General features: G+C 59.3%; 21 protein-coding genes. 9 read left to right on the top strand and 12 right to left on the bottom strand.

The genetic code is table 11. From position 1 onward, the window contains the following. Positions 1 to 18 precede the first annotated feature (18 nt). The 10 genes from NHG65_RS04395 to NHG65_RS04350 all read right to left on the bottom strand — a co-directional run bounded on the left by NHG65_RS04395 (position 19) and on the right by NHG65_RS04350 (position 8,802). Positions 19 to 1,371 carry a nucleobase:cation symporter-2 family protein gene (locus tag NHG65_RS04395; protein ID WP_499182970.1) on the bottom strand — a complete coding sequence of 451 codons (1,353 nt, stop codon included), beginning with the start codon at positions 1,369 to 1,371 and terminating at the stop codon, positions 19 to 21. A gap of 37 nt (positions 1,372 to 1,408) precedes the next feature. Further along, positions 1,409 to 1,744 (bottom strand): hydroxyisourate hydrolase, encoded by a 336-nt coding sequence (gene uraH / locus NHG65_RS04390; protein WP_499182969.1) that lies wholly within the window; start codon positions 1,742 to 1,744, stop codon positions 1,409 to 1,411. Beyond that, positions 1,737 to 2,237: a 2-oxo-4-hydroxy-4-carboxy-5-ureidoimidazoline decarboxylase gene (gene uraD, locus NHG65_RS04385; RefSeq protein ID WP_261415281.1), complete on the bottom strand. Its 501-nt coding sequence runs from the start codon at positions 2,235 to 2,237 to the stop codon at positions 1,737 to 1,739. The genes uraH and uraD overlap by 8 nt, the downstream gene beginning before the upstream one ends. After that, complete coding sequence (gene hpxK, locus NHG65_RS04380; RefSeq protein WP_499182968.1) at positions 2,237 to 3,493, bottom strand: allantoate amidohydrolase; 1,257 nt, start codon at positions 3,491 to 3,493, stop codon at positions 2,237 to 2,239. The genes uraD and hpxK overlap by 1 nt, the downstream gene beginning before the upstream one ends. After that, complete coding sequence (locus tag NHG65_RS04375; protein ID WP_099064940.1) at positions 3,493 to 4,734, bottom strand: pyridoxal-phosphate-dependent aminotransferase family protein; 1,242 nt, start codon at positions 4,732 to 4,734, stop codon at positions 3,493 to 3,495. Before NHG65_RS04375 ends, hpxK begins: the two co-directional genes overlap by 1 nt. Before the next feature lie 161 nt (positions 4,735 to 4,895). Continuing rightward, positions 4,896 to 5,639 carry an amino acid ABC transporter ATP-binding protein gene (locus NHG65_RS04370; protein WP_099064941.1) on the bottom strand — a complete coding sequence of 248 codons (744 nt, stop codon included), beginning with the start codon at positions 5,637 to 5,639 and terminating at the stop codon, positions 4,896 to 4,898. Further along, positions 5,620 to 6,276, bottom strand: coding sequence for an amino acid ABC transporter permease (locus NHG65_RS04365; RefSeq protein WP_085115321.1), 657 nt, complete (start codon positions 6,274 to 6,276; stop codon positions 5,620 to 5,622). The genes NHG65_RS04370 and NHG65_RS04365 overlap by 20 nt, the downstream gene beginning before the upstream one ends. Further along, positions 6,276 to 6,941: an amino acid ABC transporter permease gene (locus tag NHG65_RS04360; protein ID WP_099064942.1), complete on the bottom strand. Its 666-nt coding sequence runs from the start codon at positions 6,939 to 6,941 to the stop codon at positions 6,276 to 6,278. Before NHG65_RS04360 ends, NHG65_RS04365 begins: the two co-directional genes overlap by 1 nt. Before the next feature lie 12 nt (positions 6,942 to 6,953). Continuing rightward, positions 6,954 to 7,676, bottom strand: a complete 723-nt coding sequence (locus tag NHG65_RS04355; RefSeq protein WP_488175598.1) for a transporter substrate-binding domain-containing protein — start codon at positions 7,674 to 7,676, stop codon at positions 6,954 to 6,956. A 286-nt stretch (positions 7,677 to 7,962) separates the two neighbouring features. After that, on the bottom strand, positions 7,963 to 8,802 hold the full coding sequence (locus tag NHG65_RS04350; RefSeq protein WP_499182967.1) for a MurR/RpiR family transcriptional regulator: 840 nt from the start codon (positions 8,800 to 8,802) through the stop codon (positions 7,963 to 7,965). A 271-nt stretch (positions 8,803 to 9,073) separates the two neighbouring features. Here NHG65_RS04350 and NHG65_RS04345 point away from each other — a divergent pair, with 271 nt between their 5' ends. From NHG65_RS04345 to NHG65_RS04325, 5 genes are all read left to right on the top strand, one after another. After that, complete coding sequence (locus tag NHG65_RS04345) at positions 9,074 to 10,660, top strand: gamma-glutamyltransferase family protein (protein ID WP_499182966.1); 1,587 nt, start codon at positions 9,074 to 9,076, stop codon at positions 10,658 to 10,660. 25 nt (positions 10,661 to 10,685) lie between these two features. Then, on the top strand, positions 10,686 to 10,877 hold the full coding sequence (gene hpxX / locus NHG65_RS04340; protein WP_499182965.1) for an oxalurate catabolism protein HpxX: 192 nt from the start codon (positions 10,686 to 10,688) through the stop codon (positions 10,875 to 10,877). Beyond that, a complete protein-coding gene (locus tag NHG65_RS04335; protein ID WP_499182964.1) occupies positions 10,874 to 12,274 on the top strand; it encodes an AtzE family amidohydrolase in 1,401 nt (466 codons plus the stop codon). The genes hpxX and NHG65_RS04335 overlap by 4 nt, the downstream gene beginning before the upstream one ends. A 2-nt stretch (positions 12,275 to 12,276) precedes the next feature. After that, positions 12,277 to 12,663 carry an oxalurate catabolism protein HpxZ gene (gene hpxZ, locus NHG65_RS04330; RefSeq protein WP_112347814.1) on the top strand — a complete coding sequence of 129 codons (387 nt, stop codon included), beginning with the start codon at positions 12,277 to 12,279 and terminating at the stop codon, positions 12,661 to 12,663. 227 nt (positions 12,664 to 12,890) lie between these two features. Next, positions 12,891 to 13,184 (top strand): CopG family ribbon-helix-helix protein, encoded by a 294-nt coding sequence (locus NHG65_RS04325; RefSeq protein ID WP_261283689.1) that lies wholly within the window; start codon positions 12,891 to 12,893, stop codon positions 13,182 to 13,184. 9 nt (positions 13,185 to 13,193) lie between these two features. Here the strand turns inward: NHG65_RS04325 and NHG65_RS04320 are convergent, their stop codons facing one another. Together NHG65_RS04320 and NHG65_RS04315 are read right to left on the bottom strand one after the other, a co-directional pair. Next, the gene (locus NHG65_RS04320; RefSeq protein ID WP_499182963.1) at positions 13,194 to 14,078 is read right to left on the bottom strand and encodes a siderophore-interacting protein; all 885 of its coding nucleotides are present in this window, start codon (positions 14,076 to 14,078) and stop codon (positions 13,194 to 13,196) included. A 5-nt stretch (positions 14,079 to 14,083) separates the two neighbouring features. Further along, positions 14,084 to 15,307 carry an MFS transporter gene (locus tag NHG65_RS04315; RefSeq protein WP_219015459.1) on the bottom strand — a complete coding sequence of 408 codons (1,224 nt, stop codon included), beginning with the start codon at positions 15,305 to 15,307 and terminating at the stop codon, positions 14,084 to 14,086. A 137-nt stretch (positions 15,308 to 15,444) separates the two neighbouring features. Between NHG65_RS04315 and NHG65_RS04310 the strand changes: the two genes are divergently transcribed. The 4 genes from NHG65_RS04310 to NHG65_RS04295 are packed head-to-tail and all read left to right on the top strand — an operon-like array spanning position 15,445 to position 21,207. Continuing rightward, positions 15,445 to 17,190 (top strand): IucA/IucC family protein, encoded by a 1,746-nt coding sequence (locus tag NHG65_RS04310; RefSeq protein ID WP_099064951.1) that lies wholly within the window; start codon positions 15,445 to 15,447, stop codon positions 17,188 to 17,190. Beyond that, on the top strand, positions 17,187 to 18,137 hold the full coding sequence (locus NHG65_RS04305; RefSeq protein WP_099064952.1) for a GNAT family N-acetyltransferase: 951 nt from the start codon (positions 17,187 to 17,189) through the stop codon (positions 18,135 to 18,137). The genes NHG65_RS04310 and NHG65_RS04305 overlap by 4 nt, the downstream gene beginning before the upstream one ends. Continuing rightward, on the top strand, positions 18,134 to 19,882 hold the full coding sequence (iucC, locus tag NHG65_RS04300; RefSeq protein WP_499182962.1) for an aerobactin synthase IucC: 1,749 nt from the start codon (positions 18,134 to 18,136) through the stop codon (positions 19,880 to 19,882). Before NHG65_RS04305 ends, iucC begins: the two co-directional genes overlap by 4 nt. Beyond that, complete coding sequence (locus NHG65_RS04295) at positions 19,879 to 21,207, top strand: lysine N(6)-hydroxylase/L-ornithine N(5)-oxygenase family protein (RefSeq protein ID WP_499182961.1); 1,329 nt, start codon at positions 19,879 to 19,881, stop codon at positions 21,205 to 21,207. The genes iucC and NHG65_RS04295 overlap by 4 nt, the downstream gene beginning before the upstream one ends. The last annotated feature ends 8 nt before the right edge of the window (positions 21,208 to 21,215 follow it).

Genomic DNA, 21,215 nt, shown 5'->3' with positions numbered 1-21,215 from the left:
TCCGCTGCGCCCGTTTTTTCAGGAAAGCTCCTCTTCCACCGCGTTTTCTTCTTTGGCACCAATAGGGTTAAACAGCAGGTTCAGCAGCAACGCCACCAGGCAGGAAGCGCTGATACCGGAATGCAATAAGGTGCGCACCCAGTTCGGGAACTGATCGTAGAAGGTCGGCATCACGATCGGGATCATGCCGAAGGCAATCGCCGTCGCCACCACCACCAGATTCATATTGTCCTTGTAATCCACCTTTGCCAGGGTGCGGATCCCGCTGGCAGCCACCGAACCGAACAGCACCACGCCTGCGCCCCCCAAAACCGGCAACGGAATACAGGCCACCAGCCGCCCCAGTACCGGCAGTAACCCCAGCAGCACCAAAATGGCCCCTCCGGCGCTGACCACAAAGCGGCTCTTCACGCCGGTGATCGCCACCAATCCGATGTTCTGGGCAAACGAGCTTTGTGGGAATGAGTTGAACACTGGCGACAGCGCGCTGGACAGCATATCAGCGCGCAGGCCATTGGCTATGCGGCGCGCATTCACCGGCGAACCGACGATCTCGCCAACCGCCATCAACCCGGCGGTGGTTTCCGTCAGCAACACCAACACGATCAACAGCATCGAGAGGATCGCGCTCAGTTCGAAGGTCGGCCAACCGTAGGCGAAAGGCTCAGGGAATGCCAGCCATGGCCCGCTGCTTACGGCGGCAAAGCTTATTTTACCCGCCAGCACGGCGACCACGCAGCCGACCGCCATCGCCAGCAACACCGACAGCCGCTTCAGCGCCGGAGAGCCGACCTTGTTCAGCAGCAAAATCACCGCCAGCGTGAAGGCCGCCAGGCCAATATTTCCGGTTGATCCCCAGTCTGCCGCCCTGGCGTTGCCGCCCATGGCCCAGCGCACCGCCACCGGCATCAGCGACAGCCCGATCACCGTCACCACGGTACCGGTGACCACCGGCGGGAAGAAGCGGATAATTTGTGAGAAGAACGGCGCGATCAACAACCCAATCAGCGAGGCGGCAATCACCGCACCGAACACCGCCGGCAACCCGCCATCGCCGGTCACAATCGTCACCATGGTCGCCACCCCGGCAAAGGACACGCCCTGTACCAGCGGCAGACGCGAACCGAAGCCGGGTGCCCCAAGGGTTTGCAACAGCGTCGCCAACCCGCTGACAAACAGGGCTGCCGTCACCAGCATGCCAATCTGCGGCGCGCCTAACCCTGCGGCCGACCCGATGATCAGCGGCGGTGCGATAATCCCGCCGTACATGGTCAGAATATGCTGCAAGCCGTAGGCGAAGGTCTTTGCCAGCGGCAGTTTTTCATCTTCCGGGCAGCACGAAGCCGCGCCCTTATCCTGAGACAGAGCCATAGGTACCTCGTCAATGCGGGTTAACCGCTAAGGGCGTTTAACTGCCCCGGTAGGTTGAGTAGGAATACGGGCTGATGAGCAGCGGTAAATGGTAATGCTGCGCCGCATCATTGATGACAAAATCGATAATTGCCGTGGCATACAAGGTTGCACGCCGGTCAGCGGCAAAGTAAGCGCCGAGATCGGCAGACAGACGGTAATGCCCGGCGGGCAGGCTGTCAGGAGTTAGGTCACGCGCACGGCCGTCGGCATCGGTATAGCTTTCTGCCAGGGTTCGCCACTGCCCGCCCTGTTGCTGCTCCAGCCACACCCGCACGCCCGCAGCGGGTTTACCGAGTGAGGTGTCCAGAATATGGGTGCTGATATTACTCATCGCTCAGTAACTCCTTAAAACGCAGCATCACGATTTCACGCAGTTGTTCGGCGGTTTCCTGCCGTTCCTGCTCCGCACTGTTATTCAATCGCCGTTGTAACTCACGTAAAATACTCTGACCATCGCGACCGGCGGCACGGATCAAAAATACCTGACCAAATTGCTGTTCATAGCGTCGGTTCCCGTCCCACAGCGCTTCGGTCAGCTCAGCATCCTGCGCGTTGACCGCCGCTTGCTCACGCTGTGAAAATTGCGCCTCTTGCCCCTGGCCCTTGGCACGTTCACCGATACGCGGGTGCTGCGCCAATGCCTGGCTGATCTCTTCCGGCTGCCAGCGCAGTGCCGCTTGCCAGGCCACCGCCAGCGCGGCGTCGATGCTGCTGAAGGGCCGCGCTACTATCACCGCCGCGATCCAGGCCGCAATATCCACGCAGGGCCGCAGTAAACGCTCCGCTTCCGCCTGTGGCAATTGATTAAATCGTTGCAGACTCATCAGGCCTCCTCCCAACCGCTAACCGTCTGGCAGTAAGCCTGGATCGCCAGCGCCACATCGGACTGGCTGACGGCTTCGGCCGGATGGTGGCTAATGCCGCGATCGCAGCGGACAAACAGCATCCCCACCGGCCAACAGGCCGCTACGGCAATCGCATCGTGCCCGGCGCCGCTCGGCAACGCCATACTGCGCCCCTGTACCGCCATCACGCTCTGCTGCCAGCGCTGTTGCAAATTTGCATCACAGGCCGTTGCATTTATGCGGTAAAACTCTTCACTGTCAAAACGCAGTCCCCGACGGGTACAGATCGCCTGCGCCTGTTCCAGCAACTGCGTCAACAGCGCTGCCAGCGGGCCATCTTCCGGGCCGCGTACATCGAGGGTCAGTTTGACTTCACCGGGGATCACATTGACCGCCCCCGGCAGGCTTTCAATTCGGCCAACGGTAGCCACCAGGTGCCGATCGCTGGCTGAAGTCATCGCCTCTACCGCCACCATCCATTCCGCCGCCGCCGCCAGCGCGTCTTTACGTTGCCCCATCGGCACGGTACCGGCATGGCCTGCCTGGCCGGTAAAGGTACAGTTAAGCCGACGGGCGCCGTTAATTGCCGTCACCACGCCCAAAGCCAGATCAGCCGCCTCCAGACAAGGCCCTTGCTCAATATGCAGTTCCAGATAGCCGCAGATATCACTTTGCGCGCGTCGCGCTTCGCCAACTGCCGCAGGATCCAGCCCAAACTCACGTAATGCCTGTGCCACGCTAATGCCATCAGCATCGGTGCGTTCCAGCCAATCCGCCGGCCACTGTCCAGTAATGCCCCGGCTGCCCAGCAGCGCGATACCAAAGCGCGTGCCTTCTTCATCAGCAAAGCCAATCACCTCAACCGCCACCGGCAACCGCCGCTGCTGCCGATGCAAATGCGCCACCACTTCCAGCGCGGTCAACACGCCGAGCATGCCGTCATAGCGCCCGGCGTTGCGCACCGTGTCCAGATGTGAACCCAGCAGCAACGCAGGCGCATCTGGCGTTTGGCCTTCGTAGCGGCCACAGAGGTTACCGACGCTGTCCTGCCAGACCTTCATGCCAATAGTGCGCATCCAGTCGCCGACCAACAGGTTGGCGCGTTGATGCTCCGGCGACAGATAAACCCGCGTCAACTGGCCCGGCGTAGCGCTGATCGCCGCCAGCGCATCGCAGCGGGCCATCACCCGAGCCGCAGCCTGCTCCGCCTCCTGGGCGGTTAACAGCGCCGCCATCAACGACTCCCGTCGTCGTAGGTATTCCAGGCCGCCTGCAGCGCTTCACCCTGTTTGCTGGCGAAACCCAGCCGGTTCAGCACCGCTTCCAGCGCGGTGAGGGTCTGCAGCACGCAGTCTTTACGCGCGTTGTAGCCCATGGTGCCGATGCGCCAAATCTTGCCCTGCAGCGGGCCGAACGAGGTGCCGATCTCAATGGCGAAATCGTTCAGCATCATCTGACGGACCTGCTCGCCGTGCACCTGTTGCGGGATCACCACACCGAGCACGTTATTCATGCGGTTATCAAGATCGCCGAACACTTCCAGCCCCATGCCCTGAATGCCGGCCAGCATCGCCGCACCGTGCAATTTATGCCGGGCGATGGTGTTATCCAGCCCTTCTTCCAGGATCACCCGGGCGCACTCACGCGCGGCAAACAGCATGCTGGTGGCTTCGGTATGGTGATTCAGACGCTCCGGGCCCCAGTAATCCATGATCATGCCGAGATCGAAGTAGTTGGAGTAGATCATTTCGTCGTCACCATCCGCGTGGTCGAGGGTGCGAATGCCCTGCTCTACGCATTTGCGGCGGCGAACGATCTCTTCAAACTGCGGGCTGAGAGTGACCGGCGAACTGCCCGACGGGCCACCCAGACATTTCTGCAGGCCGGCAGAGACCGCATCCAGCCCCCAGGCATCGGTTTCCAGCGGGTTGCCGGCAAACGAAGCGGTGGCATCGGTGTAAAACAGCACGCCATGGCGGCGGCAGATATCCCCCAATTCCGCCAGCGGCTGCAGCATGGTGGTAGAGGTGTCGCCTTGCACCGTCAACAGCAGGCGCGGGCGTACCTTCTTGATCGCGTCTTCAATCTGGTCGGCAGTGAATACCTCGCCCCAGGGCACCTCTATGGTGTGCACTTCGGCGCGGCAGCGGCGGGCTATCTCACACAGCAGATGACCGAAACGCCCAAACACCGGCACCAGCACCTTGTCGCCAGGGCGGATTGAAGAGACCAGCATCGCTTCGATACCGGAGCGGGAAGTGCCGTCTACCAACAGCGTCCAGCGGTTTTCGGTGCGGAACAGCGCGCGATACAGCTCCATCACCTGATTCATGTAACCGGTCATCGCCGGATCGTACTGACCAATCAACTGGCTCGACATGGCGCGCAGCACGCGCGGATCCGCGTTGATCGGCCCCGGCCCCATCAGCAGGCGGGCAGGTGGATTAATCTGATCGAATTGGGTGATATCTAACATGTTGATTCCTTACCAGCTTAATATACCCTTCATCTTTCAAGTTGCAGATGCGTTGGCTTTCCTCGCTCGCCCTGGTCACGTACTACCTGTACGCTCCCAGGGACTTGCTGCGTTGCCGCCTTCCTGCATCTTGAAATCTATTGGGTAGAGATTTACGCGCATCAGTGCTCAGACAGGCCGCGAACCGATGCAATAAACTGTTTTAATTCCTGCGTTTGCGGATTGGCGAACAGCGTGCGACTGTCGCCCTGCTCCCATACCTTGCCCTGGTGCATAAACACCACCCGGTCGCCGACCTCGCGGGCAAAGTTCATTTCATGGGTCACCAGGATCAGCGTCATGCCCTCTTTGGCCAGTTGCTCCAGCACCTTGAGCACTTCGCCCACCAGCTCAGGATCCAACGCCGAGGTAATTTCATCACACAGCAAGACTTTCGGGTTCATCGCCAGCGCCCGGGCAATCGCCACCCGCTGCTGCTGTCCGCCGGAAAGGTTAGCCGGTGAATAATGCATGCGCTCAGCCAGCCCGACCTTGTTCAACATCTCTTCCGCCAGTTCACGGCATTCGGCCGGGCTTTTCTTCAGCACCCGACGCGGCGCCAGCATCACGTTCTCCAGCGCGGTCATGTGCGGGAATAAATTGAAGTTCTGGAACACCATGCCAATGGAGCGGCTGATTTCACGGGCCTGTGAATCGCGATCGGTGACGGTCATGCCACCCAGCTTGATACTGCCTTCCTGATAGCCTTCCAACCCGTTGATGCAGCGTAACAAGGTGCTCTTGCCGGAGCCGCTGCGGCCGATGATCGAAATCACCTCGCCCATATCGATATCCAAATCCACGCCCTTCAGCACATGGTTCTGACCGTAATATTTCTGCACCTGATTAATTGTGATGAGCGGCATGGAATTTCTTCTCCAGATAATGACTGTAGCGCGACAGCGGATAACACATCAGGAAATAGCCCAACGCGACCAGGCCGAAAACTTTAAACGGTTGATAAGTGACATTGTTCAGCATGGTGCCGGCCTTGGTCAGTTCGATAAAACCAATGATCGACGCCAGTGCGGTGCCCTTGATCACCTGCACCGAAAAACCGACGGTAGGGGCGATAGCGATACGCACCGCCTGCGGCACAATCACCCGCACCAGGGTCTGACCAAAACTCAGCCCCAGACAGCGCGACGCTTCCCACTGGCCTTTCGGCAACGCGGCAATACTGCCGGACCAGATATCCACCAGAAAAGCGCTGGTAAACAAAGTCAGTGCCAAAGCGGCAGCGGTCCAGGGGCTAACATCAATGCCGAACAGCGCCAGACCAAAGAAGGCCAGGAACAACTGCATCAGCAGCGGCGTGCCCTGAAACAGTTCGGAATAACAGCGGACAAACCGCAACGCCCACTTACGCTTGCTCAGGCGCAGCAATAACAGCGGCAACGTCACCAGGGTGCCGCCAAAAAACGCCGTCAGCGACAGCAGCAGGGTCCAGCGTGCCGCCAACAGCAGGTTGCGCACAATGTCCCAGTCGGTAAAAGTCAGCATCAGCCCTGGCTCCCTAGAAAACGGCGTCCGGCGGCCAGCAACAGCTGGCGCATCAATATGGATAACAACAGGTAAAACAGCGCCGTCACCAGATAGACCTCAAAACTGAGGAAGGTCCGTGACTGGATCAGGTTGGCGGCGAAGGTCAACTCTTCGAACGACACCTGTGACACCACCGATGACCCCAGCATGACGATAATGCACTGGCTGACCAACGCCGGATAAATCCGTTGCAGCGACGGCGGCAACACGATGCGCAAAAATGTCTGGCTGCGGCTGAGACCCAACACCCTACCGGCTTCCCACTGGCCTTTCGGCGTCACCTGAATGCCGGCACGGATGATCTCGGTGCTGTAGGCCCCCAGGTTAATCACCATCGCCAGCAGCGCCGCCTGCCCGGCGGTCAGTTTCCAGCCCAGACTCGGCAGGCCGAAGACGATGAAGAACAGTTGCACCACGAACGGCGTATTGCGCACCACCTCAACGTAAATACCCCAAACGCGGCTGAGCAAGTTGGCCTTGCCGCTGCGGATCGCCGCACCGCAAATACCCAGCGCCACCCCCATCAAGGTGGCCAGCGCCGTCAGCTCAATGGTGGTCAGCAGACCGGCCAGCAATTCGGGCAGGTAAGGCCACAGGGCAGGAAAGTTCAGCTGATAGGTCATCAGGCGCTCCCGTTATGCGCCGAAGTCGGCAGGCAGCGGCGCTTTCAGCCATTTCTCGGACAGGCCATTGAGGGTGTTGTCCTTCAACGCCTGTTCAATCAGCTCGTCCACTTTCGCTTTCAGCGCCGGCTCACCCAGACGCAGACCGACATAGCAGGGTGAATCTTTCAGCATAAATTTGGCCACCGGCGCTTTGGTCGGGTTCTGCCGCGCTATGGCGCTCACCACCAGGTTGCCGGTGGCGATGTATTGCACCTGGCCGGACAGATAGGCCGACAGCGTAGTGTTGTTGTCTTCATAGCGCTTGATTTGTGCGCCCTTCGGCGCGGTATCACTCAGCACCATGTCTTCCACCGCACCGCGCGTCACGCCGATGGTTTTACCGTCCAACTGCGCGGCGTCAGCCAGTACCGACTCTTTCGGGCCAAACACGCCCAGGAAGAACGGCGCATAGATACGGCTGAAGGCGATCGCCTTCTCGCGTTCCGCGTTTTTGCCCAGGCTGGAAATCACCAGATCGACCTTGTTGGTTTGCAGATAAGGTACGCGATTGGCGCTGGTGACCGGCACCAACTGCAACTTAAGTTTCATCTTGTCGGCCAGATACTGCGCCATATCGATGTCATAACCCTGCGGCTGCAGATCGGTGCCCACGGAGCCGAATGGCGGGAAGTCCTGGGGTACCGCCACCCGCAGCACGCCACGCTGCTGGATTTCCTGCAGTTGATCCGCCATCGCCGAAGCGGCCTGCGCCAGCAACAGCACCGCACCTAACGCCACTACCCCGATTTTCTTGAAGTTCATAGATTATCCCCGATGGTGAAATGATGAAACAAAAGATTCTTTGATTATCACTTTGCAACTAATGTGCCAATCCGGGGTGTCAGGAACGATCGGCTTTAGTGACCGTAAGTTAGGGCATTAAGAAGGAAACTCCCCTGTCAAAGTGATAGCAGGGGGATCTATTAAGCGGGCAAGTAGCGCACCATCTAAGTGCGAAAGCACCAAAATGGCGCTGAGTTTAGCGCTGTTCCAACTCATCCAGATCGCTATACAGATCGGCAATCTGGTGAATACGTTGCCGCCCTTGCGCCAGCGTCTCATGCAGCAAGGCATTGCTGAGCAGATTGGCCAGACTCATGGCGGCAGAGTAGCTGTCGAAAGCAGAAACGCTGTCGAGTGGCGCCGCCAGATGCCAGTTGGCCAGCGGGATCAACGCCTGCGCCTGCGGCTCACACACCAGCAAAGTCGGCACCTGTTGAACCTGTAACTGCGTCAATAACGCCCGCAACTGGCGTGGCCGACGACGAAATGCCACCACCACCGCTACATCCCGCCGATCAATATCAACCAGTTCCTCCGCCAGCGTCTGGCCGGGCTGCGGCACCAGTAACACCTGCTCACGCACCTGCATCAGTTGTTGACGCAGATGCATCGCCACCGGATAGCTATTGCGAAACCCCATCAGCACCACCCGCCGCGCCTGCACCAAAGCAGCGATCACCGCGTTGAACTGCTCGGCATCAATATGGTTCACCCACTGGGTGAGATTAGCCATTTCCTGCTTGTAGTGGCGTGCCAGCAGGGTATTGCCCTGCACCGCATCGCGGTTATCGGTCAGCGGCATACCGCTCTGACGCAGGGTGCGCAATTCATCACGCATAGTGCGGTAGCTCGGGTAACCCAGGCGTTTGAACAAGCGGCTGACGGTGGCTTTGGAGACGCCGCTCAGGCGCGCCAGTTCGGCACTGTTGTAGCTGATCAGGTCATCAAAGTGATCGAAAATAAAATCGGCCACCCGCTGTTCCTGCGGCGTGAGCTGCGGATAGTCCCCGCGCAGGCGTTCATCAATCTGCTTCATTGTTACTCCTGCTTTCCCCAATAGATTTCAAAGTGCAGCCAGGCGGCAACCGAGCAAGTCCCCAGAAGCTTAGTCAACTAAGTGACTGGGTTGAGCGAGGGAAGCCAACGCCGCAGCAATATGAAATATGACGGGGATTGTAACCTTTGTTTCAGCGGAACATACCACGGCCAATCCACCCGCTGGCAAGCGATTATTGCCCTGGCAGAAAACATGGAACGTCTCTTGCTTGTGTTTAAGGCAGACGCTGACCTCAAACAAGGGCCAAGAAATGATTAACAGCAACACCGCGCCATTGGGCATGGCCGTCACGCCACATCACCTCGCCAGTGAAAGTGCACTGGCGGTACTGCGCGCAGGCGGTAACGCGATTGAAGCCATGGTCGCCGCCGCCGCGACCATCGCCGTGGTCTACCCGCACATGAATGGCCTTGGGGGCGACGGATTCTGGCTGATCGTTCCGCCACAGGGTGATCCGGTGGCGATCGACGCCAGCGGCGCTGCCGGATCGCTGGCCACTCTGGATTTTTACGCCGGTGAAAGTCACATTCCACATCGGGGGCCAAAAGCCGCGCTGACCGTCGCCGGTACCGTCGGTGGCTGGCAGGAAGCACTGGACTACTCCGTTGAATTGGGCGGCGAACAGTTGCCGCTGTCGCGCCTGCTGGCAGATGCGATTCGCTATGCCGCAGACGGCATTCCGGTCACTGCCTCGCAGGAGGCGGCTACCCGCAGCAAATATCATGAGTTGGCAGATCGGGAGCATTTTGCCCGCACCTACCTGCCGCACGGGGAAATCCCTCACGCCGGACAACGTTTCTGTCAGCCGCAGTTAGCGGATACTCTGATCGCTCTGGCCGAACAGGGCCTGGACAGCTTCTATCGCGGCCCGCTGGCACAGGGCATGGCGGCGGATATGGCCAAGCTCGGTATGCCGCTCACCGCGCAGGATCTGGCAGATTATCGGCCGCGCCGCCGCACCCCGCTGCGGCTGGAGCATCAGAAAGGGGAGATATTTAACCTGACACCACCGACTCAGGGCCTGGTCTCGCTGGCAATCCTCGGGCTAACCGATCGCCTGCCGCTCGCCAGCCGTAGCGAAGGCGCGGTGGTACACAGCATCGTCGAGGCCACCAAACTGGCCTTCGGCCTGCGCGATCAATTTATCACCGACCCGCGTCAAATGACTCAGGATCCGCAAGAACTACTGACGGCAGAACATCTGGATACCCTGGCCAGGCGCATCGATCCTGAACAAGCCGCCGCCTGGGGCAAAGGCAAAGGGCCGGGCGATACCGTTTGGATGGGGGTGATGGACAGCAGCGGTCTGGCGGTGTCCTTTATCCAGAGTATCTATCACGAATTCGGCAGCGGCGTGGTACTGCCGCAAAGTGGCGTACTGTGGCAAAACCGGGGCGCGTCCTTCAGCCTGGATGCCGCGCACCTGCTGGCACTGGCACCCGGCAAACAACCTTTCCACACGTTGAACCCGGCAGCGGCACGTCTGTATGACGGGCGTACCCTGGTGTACGGCTCCATGGGGGGTGATGGCCAGCCGCAAACCCAGGCGGCGGTATTTGTCCGCCATGTGGTGCAGGGGCTGCCGCTGCAACAGGCGATCAGTGCGCCGCGCTGGCTACTCGGCCGCACCTGGGGTGAAAGCTCCGACTCATTAAAACTGGAGGGGCGTTTCAGCCAAGAAACCCTTGTCTACCTGCGTCAACGCGGCCACGACGTGGAACTGTTGCCGGACTTCAGCGAAGCGGTCGGCCACGCCGGTGCCATTGTTCGCCATACTAACGGCATGCTCGAAGGCGCTTTTGATCCACGCAGCAACGGCAGCGCCGCCGGCTTCTAACCGATCTCTCAAAAAGGGGACACCGATGAACCACCCACCTGCCACCGACTGGGCGAACTATATCAGCCAGATGGAAGCCGTGCTGGCCCTGGAGCTGAATGACGTGCGCCGTCAGGAACTGCTGATCCAATTCAACCGCATCGCTGCGATGGCGGAACCGCTGATGGCCCTGCCACTCGATCAGCGTCTGGAGATTGCCGGGGTATATCGAGCATGAATCCACTAAGCGCACTGTCGATCGCCGAGATCCGCGCAGCCCTGAAACAAGGCGCGATTTCCGCCCGCGAGATCGCCCAGCAAACGCTGGACAATATCGACAGCCAAAATCCTTCGCTGAACGCCTATACCCACGTCACCCGCGAACGTATGTTGAGTGAGGCCGATCTTCTCGATCGCAGCCGTGCCCAGGGGCAAACGCTACCCAGCCTGGCAGCCATTCCTTACGCGGTGAAAAACCTGTTCGACGTCACCGGGGAAACCACCCTGGCCGGTGCCAGCCTGTTCAGCGATAACCCCCCTGCCAAACAAGATGCCTGGGTGGTAAACAAGCTGGCGGCGCAAGGCGCGCTGCTCTCTGGCATGCTGAATATGGACGCCTATGCCTACGGTTTTACCACCGAAAATAGCCACTACGGTGCAACGCGCAACCCACACGACACCACACGTATTGCCGGTGGATCCTCTGGCGGATCAGCGGCTGCAGTCGCCGCCGGACTGGTGACATTTTCGCTCGGCAGCGATACCAACGGCTCGATACGCGTGCCCGCCTCGCTGTGCGGCATCTTTGGCCTGAAACCGACCTTTGGCCGCCTTTCGCGCAGTGGCAGCCAGCCGTTTGTCGCCAGTCTGGATCATGTCGGTCCCTTTGCCCGTCGGGTACGCGATCTGGCAGCGGTGTATGACGTGATGCAGGGTACCGACGTCGAAGACCGCTTCCAGGCGGAAAAACCGATCACCCAAACCGAATCGCTGCTGCCGCGTGGTCAGCAGGGGCTGCGTTGTGCGGTACTGGCCGGTTATTTCCAGCAGTGGTGCAATGACGACGCCAAAGCGGCGGTGCAACAGGTCGCTCAGGCGCTGGAGGCCATCGCCGAAGTCGAACTGCCGCAGGCCGAACTGGCACGCTCGGCGGCGTTCATTCTCACCGCCGCCGAGGGGGGGAACCAGTATCTCCCGCAGTTGCGCAGCCAGCCTGAGCGCTTTGAACCGCTGTCGCGCGAGCGGCTGCTGGCCGGTGCCATGCTGCCCGCCGCCTGGTATCTGCAGGCGCAACGTTTCCGCTCTCATTTTCAGCAGCAGGTACTGCCGCTGTTTGAACACTGGGACATTCTGATCGCCCCGGCCACGCCGTGCGGCGCAACGGAGATTGGTCAGGAAACCATGCGTATCAACGGCACCGACCTGCCGATCCGTGCCAGCATGGGCATGTTGACACAGCCGATCTCCTTCCTCGGTCTGCCGGTGGTGACGGTGCCGCTGAAAACTGCGGCCGGGCTGCCGATCGGCCTGCAGCTTATCGCGCCGCCGTGGCGTGAGGATCTGGCGCTGCGAGCCGCCTATGCGCTGGAGCAACGCGGCGTGGCCTTCTGTGGTTTAGCGGAAAAACAGGATTAACCTTGAAAAGTGAATATATCGATCGACCGGCGGTATTGGCAGAAGTGAACAGCGCGTTTTATCGCTATGAACAGGCGCTGATTGGCAATGATATTGAAGTTTTGGATGAGCTGTTTTGGCACGATGGGCGCACTGTCCGTTACGGTGCGACGGAAAATTTGTACGGCATCGATCAGATCCGTGACTTCCGCCAGCAGCGCCCCTCGAAAGGGCTGGATCGTCTGCTGGAGAACACCGTCATCACCACCTACGGTGATGATATGGCGGTGGCCAGTACCGAATTCCGCCGCCCGGGCAGCGATAGGCTCGGCCGCCAGATGCAAACCTGGGTCAAACTGCCCTGCGGCTGGCGTATCGTCGCCGCGCATGTGAGTTTGATGGCGGAATAATCGTGGCTGAACGAAATTCGGACAACTCGACTCAACCCGCCGTATAGTAGCCAAAGGTACTATCTGAATTTGATGAAAAAGTTGTCTTTGAACCCGAGATACCCGGGCCTAGCGCACCGAGGGGCGCTCCGGCAGCCAAGGCTGCTACGACCCCTTCGGCACGCTCTCCCTAATAACGGGCTTTGTCAGCCGTCTGAGGTATTATTTTTAGCTAACAGGGAAGACCAATGACGAGTGCAACATTGATTAAAATTGATGAACAACTGAAGCAGCGGGTGCAGCAAATTGCGGCTACACGTCAGCGCAGCGCGCACTGGATAATGCGTGAGGCGATCCGTGAATATGTCGAACGAGAAGAAAAACGCGAAGCGCTGCGCAAAGATGCGTTACAGGCATGGGAAGCCTATCAGGCAAATGGTAGACATCTGTCTCAGGAAGAGACCAATAATTGGCTCGTCGACCTGGAAAGAGGTGACGACGCGGAGATCCCGGTGCGCCACCAAAGTGAAGCCGGCTATTGAAGGATTAGCTCAGCACCAATAGGCCATAAAGTTCACGGTGGAACGGTCCAAATCGCGTTCGCCAATCAGGTAACGGCGTAATGCCTTCACCGCTGAAGACTCCGCCGCAACCCAGGCGTAGAAACTTTTCGCCCCTTCCGCTCGTTCCCACAGCAGGTCGCCGCCCAGGCTGTTTTCCGTCAGCGACTGTGCTTGCGTACGCGCCGACTCTGGAATATTTACCCGCTGGCGTACCGACTCCACCAGCAGTGTGCCATGTATTTGCTGGTGCCCAACGTCACGCGGTAACCAATACACCTCGGCAAACGGGAAACGGTCCATATTCAGGCAATCCCCCGCTACCGGTACTTCAAAGAACGCCTGCACTTGCGGTGGATTGGGCCGCTGCGCCAGCTGTTCCAAAATACCTACCGCCGCCGGTACCGCCGTTTCATCAGCGATCAGCAGGGCATGTTGCAGCACGCTCGGCGGTGCCCATTCATAACCGCCGCTGTCACCGTCAAAATCGGCATTGGGTGCCACTGCCTGAAGGGTATCTCCCGGTTTGGCCTGGGTCGCCCAGGCGGAAGCCGGGCCGTTGACGCCATGCAGCACAAACTCGACGTCCATCTGATTGTGTTCCGTGCGCAACGCACGCAGCGTATAAGTCCGCATCATCGGGCGTTGTTCTTTCGGGATCGCCATATAGTGGCGGTACCAGTCGTCGCTGTTTTCCAACAGTGGCTGCTGGCCATTCTCGGCCGGGAACAACAGTTTGATGCGCTGATCCGGCGCCTCTAACTTCATGCGATGGACGTCCGGTCCTTCGAATACGCAGCGCAGCAAGGAAGGCGATACGTTTTCTTTTACTTTCAGTGTGATATCAAAAATTCTGTAGCTTGATGCGCCGGACATAACAGTTACTCTCCCGCAGAATTTACCTGGATACGGTGCTGGCACCACAACCAGCCGCTGATACCGCCCAGCAGAACCGCCATCATCAGAGCCGCCGCGATCAGCTGCGACTCACCATAAAACCTGGCCACCACCGGCACCATCAGCGCACTCAGGCCATAACCCAGCGTGTGGCTGGTGGCGATAGCGCCCGATCCTTTGCCGGTGGATAATTTATCGTTCAACATCAGTTGATAGCCCGGTGTCGCCATGGCCGCGCCAAAGGAGGCCAGCGCACAACCGGCATAGAACAAGGCCAGCGGCTGAGCACACATCAGGCCCAGGCCGACGACCATCAACACCGCCGCAATCAGCAGCAATTGTGGCGCGCTAAAGCGCTGTGGCCGCACCACCAGGAACTGTGCCAACAACGTACAGGCCGCCGCCACACTCAGCAACACCGCCACATGATGGCTGACGCCAGTGGCCGAGTGGCTGAACATCCGGGTCAAATGCGGTGCCAATCCCAGTTGCATCAGGCTGACCGAAGCCGCCAACAGCACCGCGCACAGCAGGTAAGGCACCATATTAAGACGCAGTCGATTCTGCTGATGGGCCACCGGCGGTAAAGGCGGATCCTTTTGTTGGCGGTATATCACCAACAAGGCGATTAAAGGCGCAATCGCCATCAGCCACAGCGGCGCCATCGGATGAATCGACAACGCCAATGCCGCACACAGCGGGCCAAGCAGCCGCCCGCAGCTCAACCCGGAGCTGATGGTCGCCAGCGCCGACATCCGTTGTTCGTAACCGGCACGCTGCAAAGCCCAGGTCTGGCTGGCCGGTACCATGCCGGAGACCGTCAAACCATAAATAATCCGCGCCACGATCAGGCCGCCCAGCCCCAGCATCGGCGAAAGCCAGCCGGCCGCCAGCCCCCAAACCGCCAATGCCAGTAAAGCAAAACTGAACAAATACCCTGTTAAGGCCAGGGTTACTACAAACTTGCAGCCACGAATTTCAGACTGCCTGCCCCACCACGGAGAGCCAACCAGAAACAGCATTGAGCCGAGCGTTAGTAGCCCGGCCCAGACGGAAAGCGACAGGTGAGTCATGCTGACCAACACCGGTAACGCCACCAGCAGGCCGTTTTGCCCGATGCCCAACAACCCGGCGCAAAGTGCCAGCGGCCAGTTGGAAGGAGACGTATTCCCAATTGTCGGTGATTTTGGGGGAGAAGAAATATGCATCAAACGTAAATTTACCGTTAATAATATTATAAGGTTATGTTCAATTCATTGAAAAATTGTATCATAGGACGATTGATAACAATAAATATTATTGATATAAGAATCATTCTCAATTGATTCAACAGTGAAATGGGATCATGACAATCCAGTTTGAAACCGCGACGACCGACGTGGCTGCACAATGTTTTCTCAACGCATTGATGCGTGAAACCCGGGACTGGCAAATCATTCCGCCAGCCAACGACCAACAGCATCCGCAGCTCCACATTCCACTTTCGCCTTCTCAGGCTATTCGCATCGCTTTACGCCATATCTCCCCCACTCAGCATCACCAATATCGGTTCCCCGCCTACCTGCATCAGCAAGATGACGGTGCCGGCGTTGCGCTGAGCGTGGAACAGCTCATCTCCTTGATGTTGGAAAAACCGGCGGTGAGAGGCGAACTGTCGGATGACGTGGTCGCTCGTTTTCGTCAGCGTGTGCTGGAGAGTCATGGTAATACCCAACAGGCGATCGATATCCGTCTGGACTGGCCTGCGCTGCGCGACAAGCCGCTGAACTTCGCCCAGGCGGAACAGGGCCTGCTGGTCGGTCACGCCTTCCACCCGGCACCGAAGTCTCATGAGCCGTTCAACCAACAGCAGGCACGCCGTTATCTGCCGGACTTTGGCGCCAGCTTCCCGCTGCGTTGGTTCGCCGTGGATAAACGCCAACTGTGCGGTGACAGCCTGAACCTGACGCTGCAGCAACGCCTGCAACGTTTTGCCGCCGAAAGCGCCCCGCAGCTGCTGGCCCATTTTAGCGATGACGTCTGGCTGCTGCCGATGCATCCCTGGCAGGCCGACCATTTGCTGACCCAGAGCTGGTGTCAGGATCTGGTGGCCCAGGGGCTGCTGCACGATCTGGGCGAAGCCGGCGAACGCTGGCTGCCAACCAGCTCTTCGCGCTCGCTGTACAGCGCCAGCAACCGCGACATGATCAAGTTTTCCCTCAGCGTGCGTCTGACCAACTCGGTACGCACCCTGTCAGTAAAAGAAGTGAAGCGCGGCATCCGCCTGGCACGTCTGGCGCAAACATCACGCTGGCAGCAGTTGCAGGCGCGCTATCCGACCTTCCGCGTAATGCAGGAAGACGGCTGGGCCGGTCTGCGTTCGGCGGACGGCACCATCCAGGAAGAAAGCCTGATGGCGCTGCGCGATAACCTGCTGTTCGATCAGCCACAAAGCCAGACCAACGTGTTGGTGACGCTGACCCAGGCCGCGCCGGATGGCGGTGACAGCCTGCTGGCTGCAGCGGTACGCCGTTTGGCCAGCCGTCTGAATCTGCCATTGCAACAGGCCGCCCACACCTGGCTCGACGCTTACTGCCAACAGGTCCTGCTGCCGCTGTTCAGCACCGAAGCCGATTACGGCCTGGTGTTGCTGGCTCACCAGCAAAATATTTTGGTTGAGATGCAGCAGGATTTGCCGATCGGCATGCTGTACCGCGACTGTCAGGGCAGCGGCTTTACCCGTGATGCTGGCCCCTGGCTGGAAGAAATTGGCGAAGCCGATGCGGAAAACCGCTTCAGCGAACAGCAACTGCTGCGCTACTTCCCTTACTACCTGCTGGTGAACTCCAGCCTGGCGGTAACCGCCGCGCTGGCCGCGGCCGGTTTCGACAGTGAAGAACCGTTGATGGCCCGGGTTCGCGACGCACTGAGCGGCCTGCGCGCCAGCGCCAAAAATACTCTGTGCCTGGACTATGTGCTCGACAGCAGCCACTGGAATTGCAAAGGCAACTTCTTCTGTTATCTGCACGACCATAACGAAAACACCATCGTCGATCCGGCGGTGATTTACTTCGACTTCGTTAACCCGCTGCGCCAGGGGGCTGCCCAATGATGCCACACGCCAAACTGATGCATGCCGGCAGCGGTTTTCGCTGTGAGCGGCTGGAACAGGAGTTGCAATTGGGTTTCGGTCTCGATGGCAGCGCCGTGCTGCACTATCCGGGCCCGTTGCCGCAGGGCTGGCTGGTAGTGGCGCTGGACCAGTTATTGGTAGCGGCACCGCAGCTCAGCGGTGTCACCTTGCCCTATGCGCAATGGCGTGAAGAACCGCAGGCGCAGGCACTGTTCGCCCTGGCCAGCAGTGACTATCTGGCGCGCGAAACCTTTTATCAATTACCACTGTGGCTCATTGCTGAACGCAACCGTGCCTCTGGCCAGATGCAGTATGACGCTGAACGCAGCCTGTGGTTTCCACAGCGCCCGGTACGGCCCAGCGGTGAGGTCTATCGCCGTTACGATCCGCAATTGAAGAAGACCCTGAGCTTCCGCCTGCCGGAAGTGGAACGCGACGCCGAACAATTCACCCGCTGGATGAACTCGCCGCGTGTCGATGCCTTCTGGGAAATGAGCGGCCCGCTCGAAACCCAGGCCGCCTACCTGCAGCGTCAACTGGACTCCAGCTACTGCTACCCGCTGCTGGGTTGCTTTGACGATCGCCCGTTCGGTTATTTCGAAGTTTATTGGGCGCCGGAGGATCGCATTGGCCGTCACTACCGTTGGCAGCCATTCGATCGCGGGCTGCATATGCTGGTCGGTGAGGAAGACTGCCGCGGCGCACAGTACATCCGCAGTTGGCTACGCGGCCTGACGCATTACTTGTATCTGGATGAGCCACGCACCACGCGAGTGGTCGCCGAGCCGCGCGCTGACAATCAGCGGCTGTTCCGCCACCTGCCTGCCGCCGGCTATCACACCCTTAAAGAGTTTGATTTCCCACATAAACGTTCGCGTTTGATAATGAATCAGCGTGATGAATTCTTCCGGGAGGCTTGCGTATGATGACCCCTGATTACGCCGACTGGCAGCGCGTTAACCGCCAGATGATCGCCAAGATCCTGGCCGAACTGGAATACGAACGCACGCTGCACGCCGAACAACAGGATGGACAATGGCGCATTGCGCTGGGCGATGCCCACTACCGCTTCAGCGCCGAACGCGGTATCTGGGGTTGGCTGCACATCGATCCGACTACGCTGGTCTGCGATCAATCGCCGTTAGCCGCCGACCAAACGCTGCGCCAACTGGCACAGGTGTTGAAGATGGACGATGCGCAGGTCGCCGAACATCTGGAAGACCTGTACGCCACACTGCGCGGCGATATGCAGTTGCTGTCTGCCCGCCACGGTATGAGCGCACAGGATCTGATCGCACTGGACGCCGATGCGCTGCAATGTCTGCTGGCAGGACATCCCAAGTTTATCTTTAACAAAGGCCGTCGCGGTTGGGGGCTGACCGCGCTGCAGCAGTATGCGCCGGAATACCAGGGCCAGTTCCGGCTGCACTGGGTAGCAGCCAAACGTGGCAGCTTCGTCTGGTGTGCTGATGAAGCCTATCCGCTGGCCAATCTGCTGGATAGCGCCATGGATAGCGCCGAACGTCAGCGCTTTGACCGCCGCTGGCGCGAGCTGAAACTGACCCAAGACTGGATCCCGGTGCCACTGCACCCGTGGCAGTGGCAGCAAAAAATCGCCCTGCACTTCCTGCCGCAGCTGGCCGAAGGGGAACTGGTGGAGCTGGGTGAGTTCGGCGACAGCTATCTGGCCCAGCAATCGTTGCGCACCCTGACCAACATCAGCCGCCGCTCCGCATTCGACATCAAGCTGCCGCTGACAATTTACAACACCTCGTGTTATCGCGGCATTCCTGGCAAATATATCAGCGCCGGACCGGCCGCTTCCCGCTGGCTACAACAGATTTTTGCCGAAGACAGCACGCTGCGTACCAGCGGGGCCGAGATCCTTGGCGAACCGGCGGCAGGTTACATGACTCATCCAACCTACGCTTCGCTGACCAAGGCGCCCTACCGCTATCAGGAAATGCTGGGGGTGATCTGGCGCGAGAACCCTTCTTGTTATCTGCAGGAAGGCGAACAGGCCATTTTGATGGCGACGCTGATGGAAACCGACAACCTCGGCCAACCGTTGATCGCCGCCTATATTGCCAATTCCGCTCTCGACGCCGAAGCCTGGCTGCAACAGATGTTCCGCGTGGTGGTGCTGCCGATGTACCACCTGATGTGCCGCTACGGCGTGGCGCTGATCGCCCACGGGCAGAACATCACGCTGGTGATGAAAGACCAGGTGCCGCAGCGCGTGCTGTTGAAAGACTTCCAGGGGGATATGCGCCTGGTGGATCAGGACTTCCCCGAAGCGGCTTCGCTGCCGAAAGTGGTGAAAGACGTCACTGTGCGTCTGTCCGCCGACTATCTGATCCATGATTTGCAAACCGGGCATTTCGTCACCGTGCTGCGTTTTATCTCACCGTTGATGCAAGCCTGCGGGGTCAGTGAACCGCGTTTCTATCAACTGCTGGCGCAGGTGCTGGAAAGCTATATGGCACAGCACCCGGAGATGGCGGAACGTTTTGCCCTGTTTGATTTGTTTAAACCGCAAATCATTCGCGTGGTGCTCAACCCGGTGAAACTCACTTACTCGGAGCAGGATGGCGGCAGCCGTATGTTGCCAAACTATCTGCAGGATCTGGATAACCCTCTTTACCTGGTCACCAAGGAGCTTGCCCAATGAATCAGCCCCTGGATTTCATCGGCATTGGCGTAGGCCCGTTCAACCTCAGCATTGCCGCACTGGGCAGTGAAGTTGCCGGTTTTAACATGAAGTTTCTCGAGCGCAAACCGCACTTTTCCTGGCACCCCGGCATGATGGTGCCGGACTGCCATATGCAGACCAGTTTCCTGAAGGATCTGGTCAGCGCGGTATCGCCGACCAATCCCTACAGCTTTATTAACTATCTGGTGAAACGGAAGAAATTTTACCGTTTCCTGACCACCGAACTGCGCACGGTATCGCGTGAAGAGTTCGCCGACTACCTCGACTGGGCCGCCAATGGCCTGAAATCGCTCGAGTTCAGCCAGGAAATTGAAAGCGTGGATTTTGACGACCAGCAGCGCCAATTTGTCGTCACCACCCCGCGAGCCACCTACCGGGCGCGCCACGTCTGTCTGGGTATCGGCAAACGCATCAAGCTGCCGGACTGCGTCACCGAACAGAACGACCGCTGCTTCCACGCCAGTGAGATGACGCTGCGCAACCCGGACCTGACCGGCAAGCGCGTCACCATCGTCGGCGGCGGCCAGAGCGGTGCCGATCTGTTCCTGAACATCTTCCGCGCCGAATGGGGCCAGCCGGCGCAGTTGAACTGGATCTCACGTCGCAACAACTATAACGCGCTGGACGAAGCCGCCTTCGCCAACGAGTACTTCACGCCGGACTACGTCGACAGCTTCTATGGCCTGAACGACAGCGCCAAGCAGCGCATGCTGACCGAGCAGAAGATGACCTCCGACGGCATCACCAGCGATTCGCTGCTGGCAATTTACCGCGCTATGTATCACCAGTTTGAAGTGCTGCGTGAGAAACCCTGGGCGCACTTGCTGCCAAGCCGCTCACTGGCGGCGATCCAGGCCGCAGGCAACGGCTGGCAGTTGGTGACTCATCACCATCTCGATCAGGGTAAGGAAACTTTCGATGCCGACGTGGTGATCTTCGCCACTGGCTATCAGCAGGATCGCCCGGCTTTCCTCGAGCCGCTGGCGGATCGTCTGCTGACCACGGCCGATGACCAGTATCGCGTGGCCCCCGACTTCACCCTCGAATGGGAAGGCCCCAAGGAAAACTGCCTGTTTGCGGTTAACGCCGGCATGCACAGTCACGGCATCGCCGAACCCCAGCTCAGCCTGATGGCCTGGCGATCGGCTCGTATTCTCAACCGGGCTTTAGGACGGGACCAGTTCGATTTAACGTCCACCCCGGCGGTGATCCAATGGCGCAGTCGGCAGCCGGGCACCCCAGCCCGTGCCGATCACGCCATGCTCAATTACACCGAGTTTTAACTACACAC

Origin of the sequence: Serratia myotis, assembly GCF_027474885.1 — a bacterium.
In the GTDB taxonomy this organism is placed as follows: Bacteria; Pseudomonadota; Gammaproteobacteria; order Enterobacterales; family Enterobacteriaceae; genus Serratia; species Serratia proteamaculans.
The sequence above is the reverse complement of the archived record's forward strand: the minus strand, read 5'-3'. Positions and strand labels throughout refer to the sequence as shown.

Bases quoted from the DNA above. Each gene is read 5' to 3' on its own strand.
- NHG65_RS04395 (WP_499182970.1), bottom strand. From the start codon at position 1,371: ATGGCTCTGTCTCAGGATAAGGGCGCGGCTTCGTGCTGCCCGGAAGAT.
- uraH (WP_499182969.1), bottom strand. From the start codon at position 1,744: ATGAGTAATATCAGCACCCATATTCTGGACACCTCACTCGGTAAACCC.
- uraD (WP_261415281.1), bottom strand. From the start codon at position 2,237: ATGAGTCTGCAACGATTTAATCAATTGCCACAGGCGGAAGCGGAGCGT.
- hpxK (WP_499182968.1), bottom strand. From the start codon at position 3,493: ATGGCGGCGCTGTTAACCGCCCAGGAGGCGGAGCAGGCTGCGGCTCGG.
- NHG65_RS04375 (WP_099064940.1), bottom strand. From the start codon at position 4,734: ATGTTAGATATCACCCAATTCGATCAGATTAATCCACCTGCCCGCCTG.
- NHG65_RS04370 (WP_099064941.1), bottom strand. From the start codon at position 5,639: ATGCCGCTCATCACAATTAATCAGGTGCAGAAATATTACGGTCAGAAC.
- NHG65_RS04365 (WP_085115321.1), bottom strand. From the start codon at position 6,276: ATGCTGACTTTTACCGACTGGGACATTGTGCGCAACCTGCTGTTGGCG.
- NHG65_RS04360 (WP_099064942.1), bottom strand. From the start codon at position 6,941: ATGACCTATCAGCTGAACTTTCCTGCCCTGTGGCCTTACCTGCCCGAA.
- NHG65_RS04355 (WP_488175598.1), bottom strand. From the start codon at position 7,676: ATGGCGGATCAACTGCAGGAAATCCAGCAGCGTGGCGTGCTGCGGGTG.
- NHG65_RS04350 (WP_499182967.1), bottom strand. From the start codon at position 8,802: ATGAAGCAGATTGATGAACGCCTGCGCGGGGACTATCCGCAGCTCACG.
- NHG65_RS04345 (WP_499182966.1), top strand. From the start codon at position 9,074: ATGATTAACAGCAACACCGCGCCATTGGGCATGGCCGTCACGCCACAT.
- hpxX (WP_499182965.1), top strand. From the start codon at position 10,686: ATGAACCACCCACCTGCCACCGACTGGGCGAACTATATCAGCCAGATG.
- NHG65_RS04335 (WP_499182964.1), top strand. From the start codon at position 10,874: ATGAATCCACTAAGCGCACTGTCGATCGCCGAGATCCGCGCAGCCCTG.
- NHG65_RS04325 (WP_261283689.1), top strand. From the start codon at position 12,891: ATGACGAGTGCAACATTGATTAAAATTGATGAACAACTGAAGCAGCGG.
- NHG65_RS04320 (WP_499182963.1), bottom strand. From the start codon at position 14,078: ATGTCCGGCGCATCAAGCTACAGAATTTTTGATATCACACTGAAAGTA.
- NHG65_RS04315 (WP_219015459.1), bottom strand. From the start codon at position 15,307: ATGCATATTTCTTCTCCCCCAAAATCACCGACAATTGGGAATACGTCT.
- NHG65_RS04310 (WP_099064951.1), top strand. From the start codon at position 15,445: ATGACAATCCAGTTTGAAACCGCGACGACCGACGTGGCTGCACAATGT.
- NHG65_RS04305 (WP_099064952.1), top strand. From the start codon at position 17,187: ATGATGCCACACGCCAAACTGATGCATGCCGGCAGCGGTTTTCGCTGT.
- iucC (WP_499182962.1), top strand. From the start codon at position 18,134: ATGATGACCCCTGATTACGCCGACTGGCAGCGCGTTAACCGCCAGATG.
- NHG65_RS04295 (WP_499182961.1), top strand. From the start codon at position 19,879: ATGAATCAGCCCCTGGATTTCATCGGCATTGGCGTAGGCCCGTTCAAC.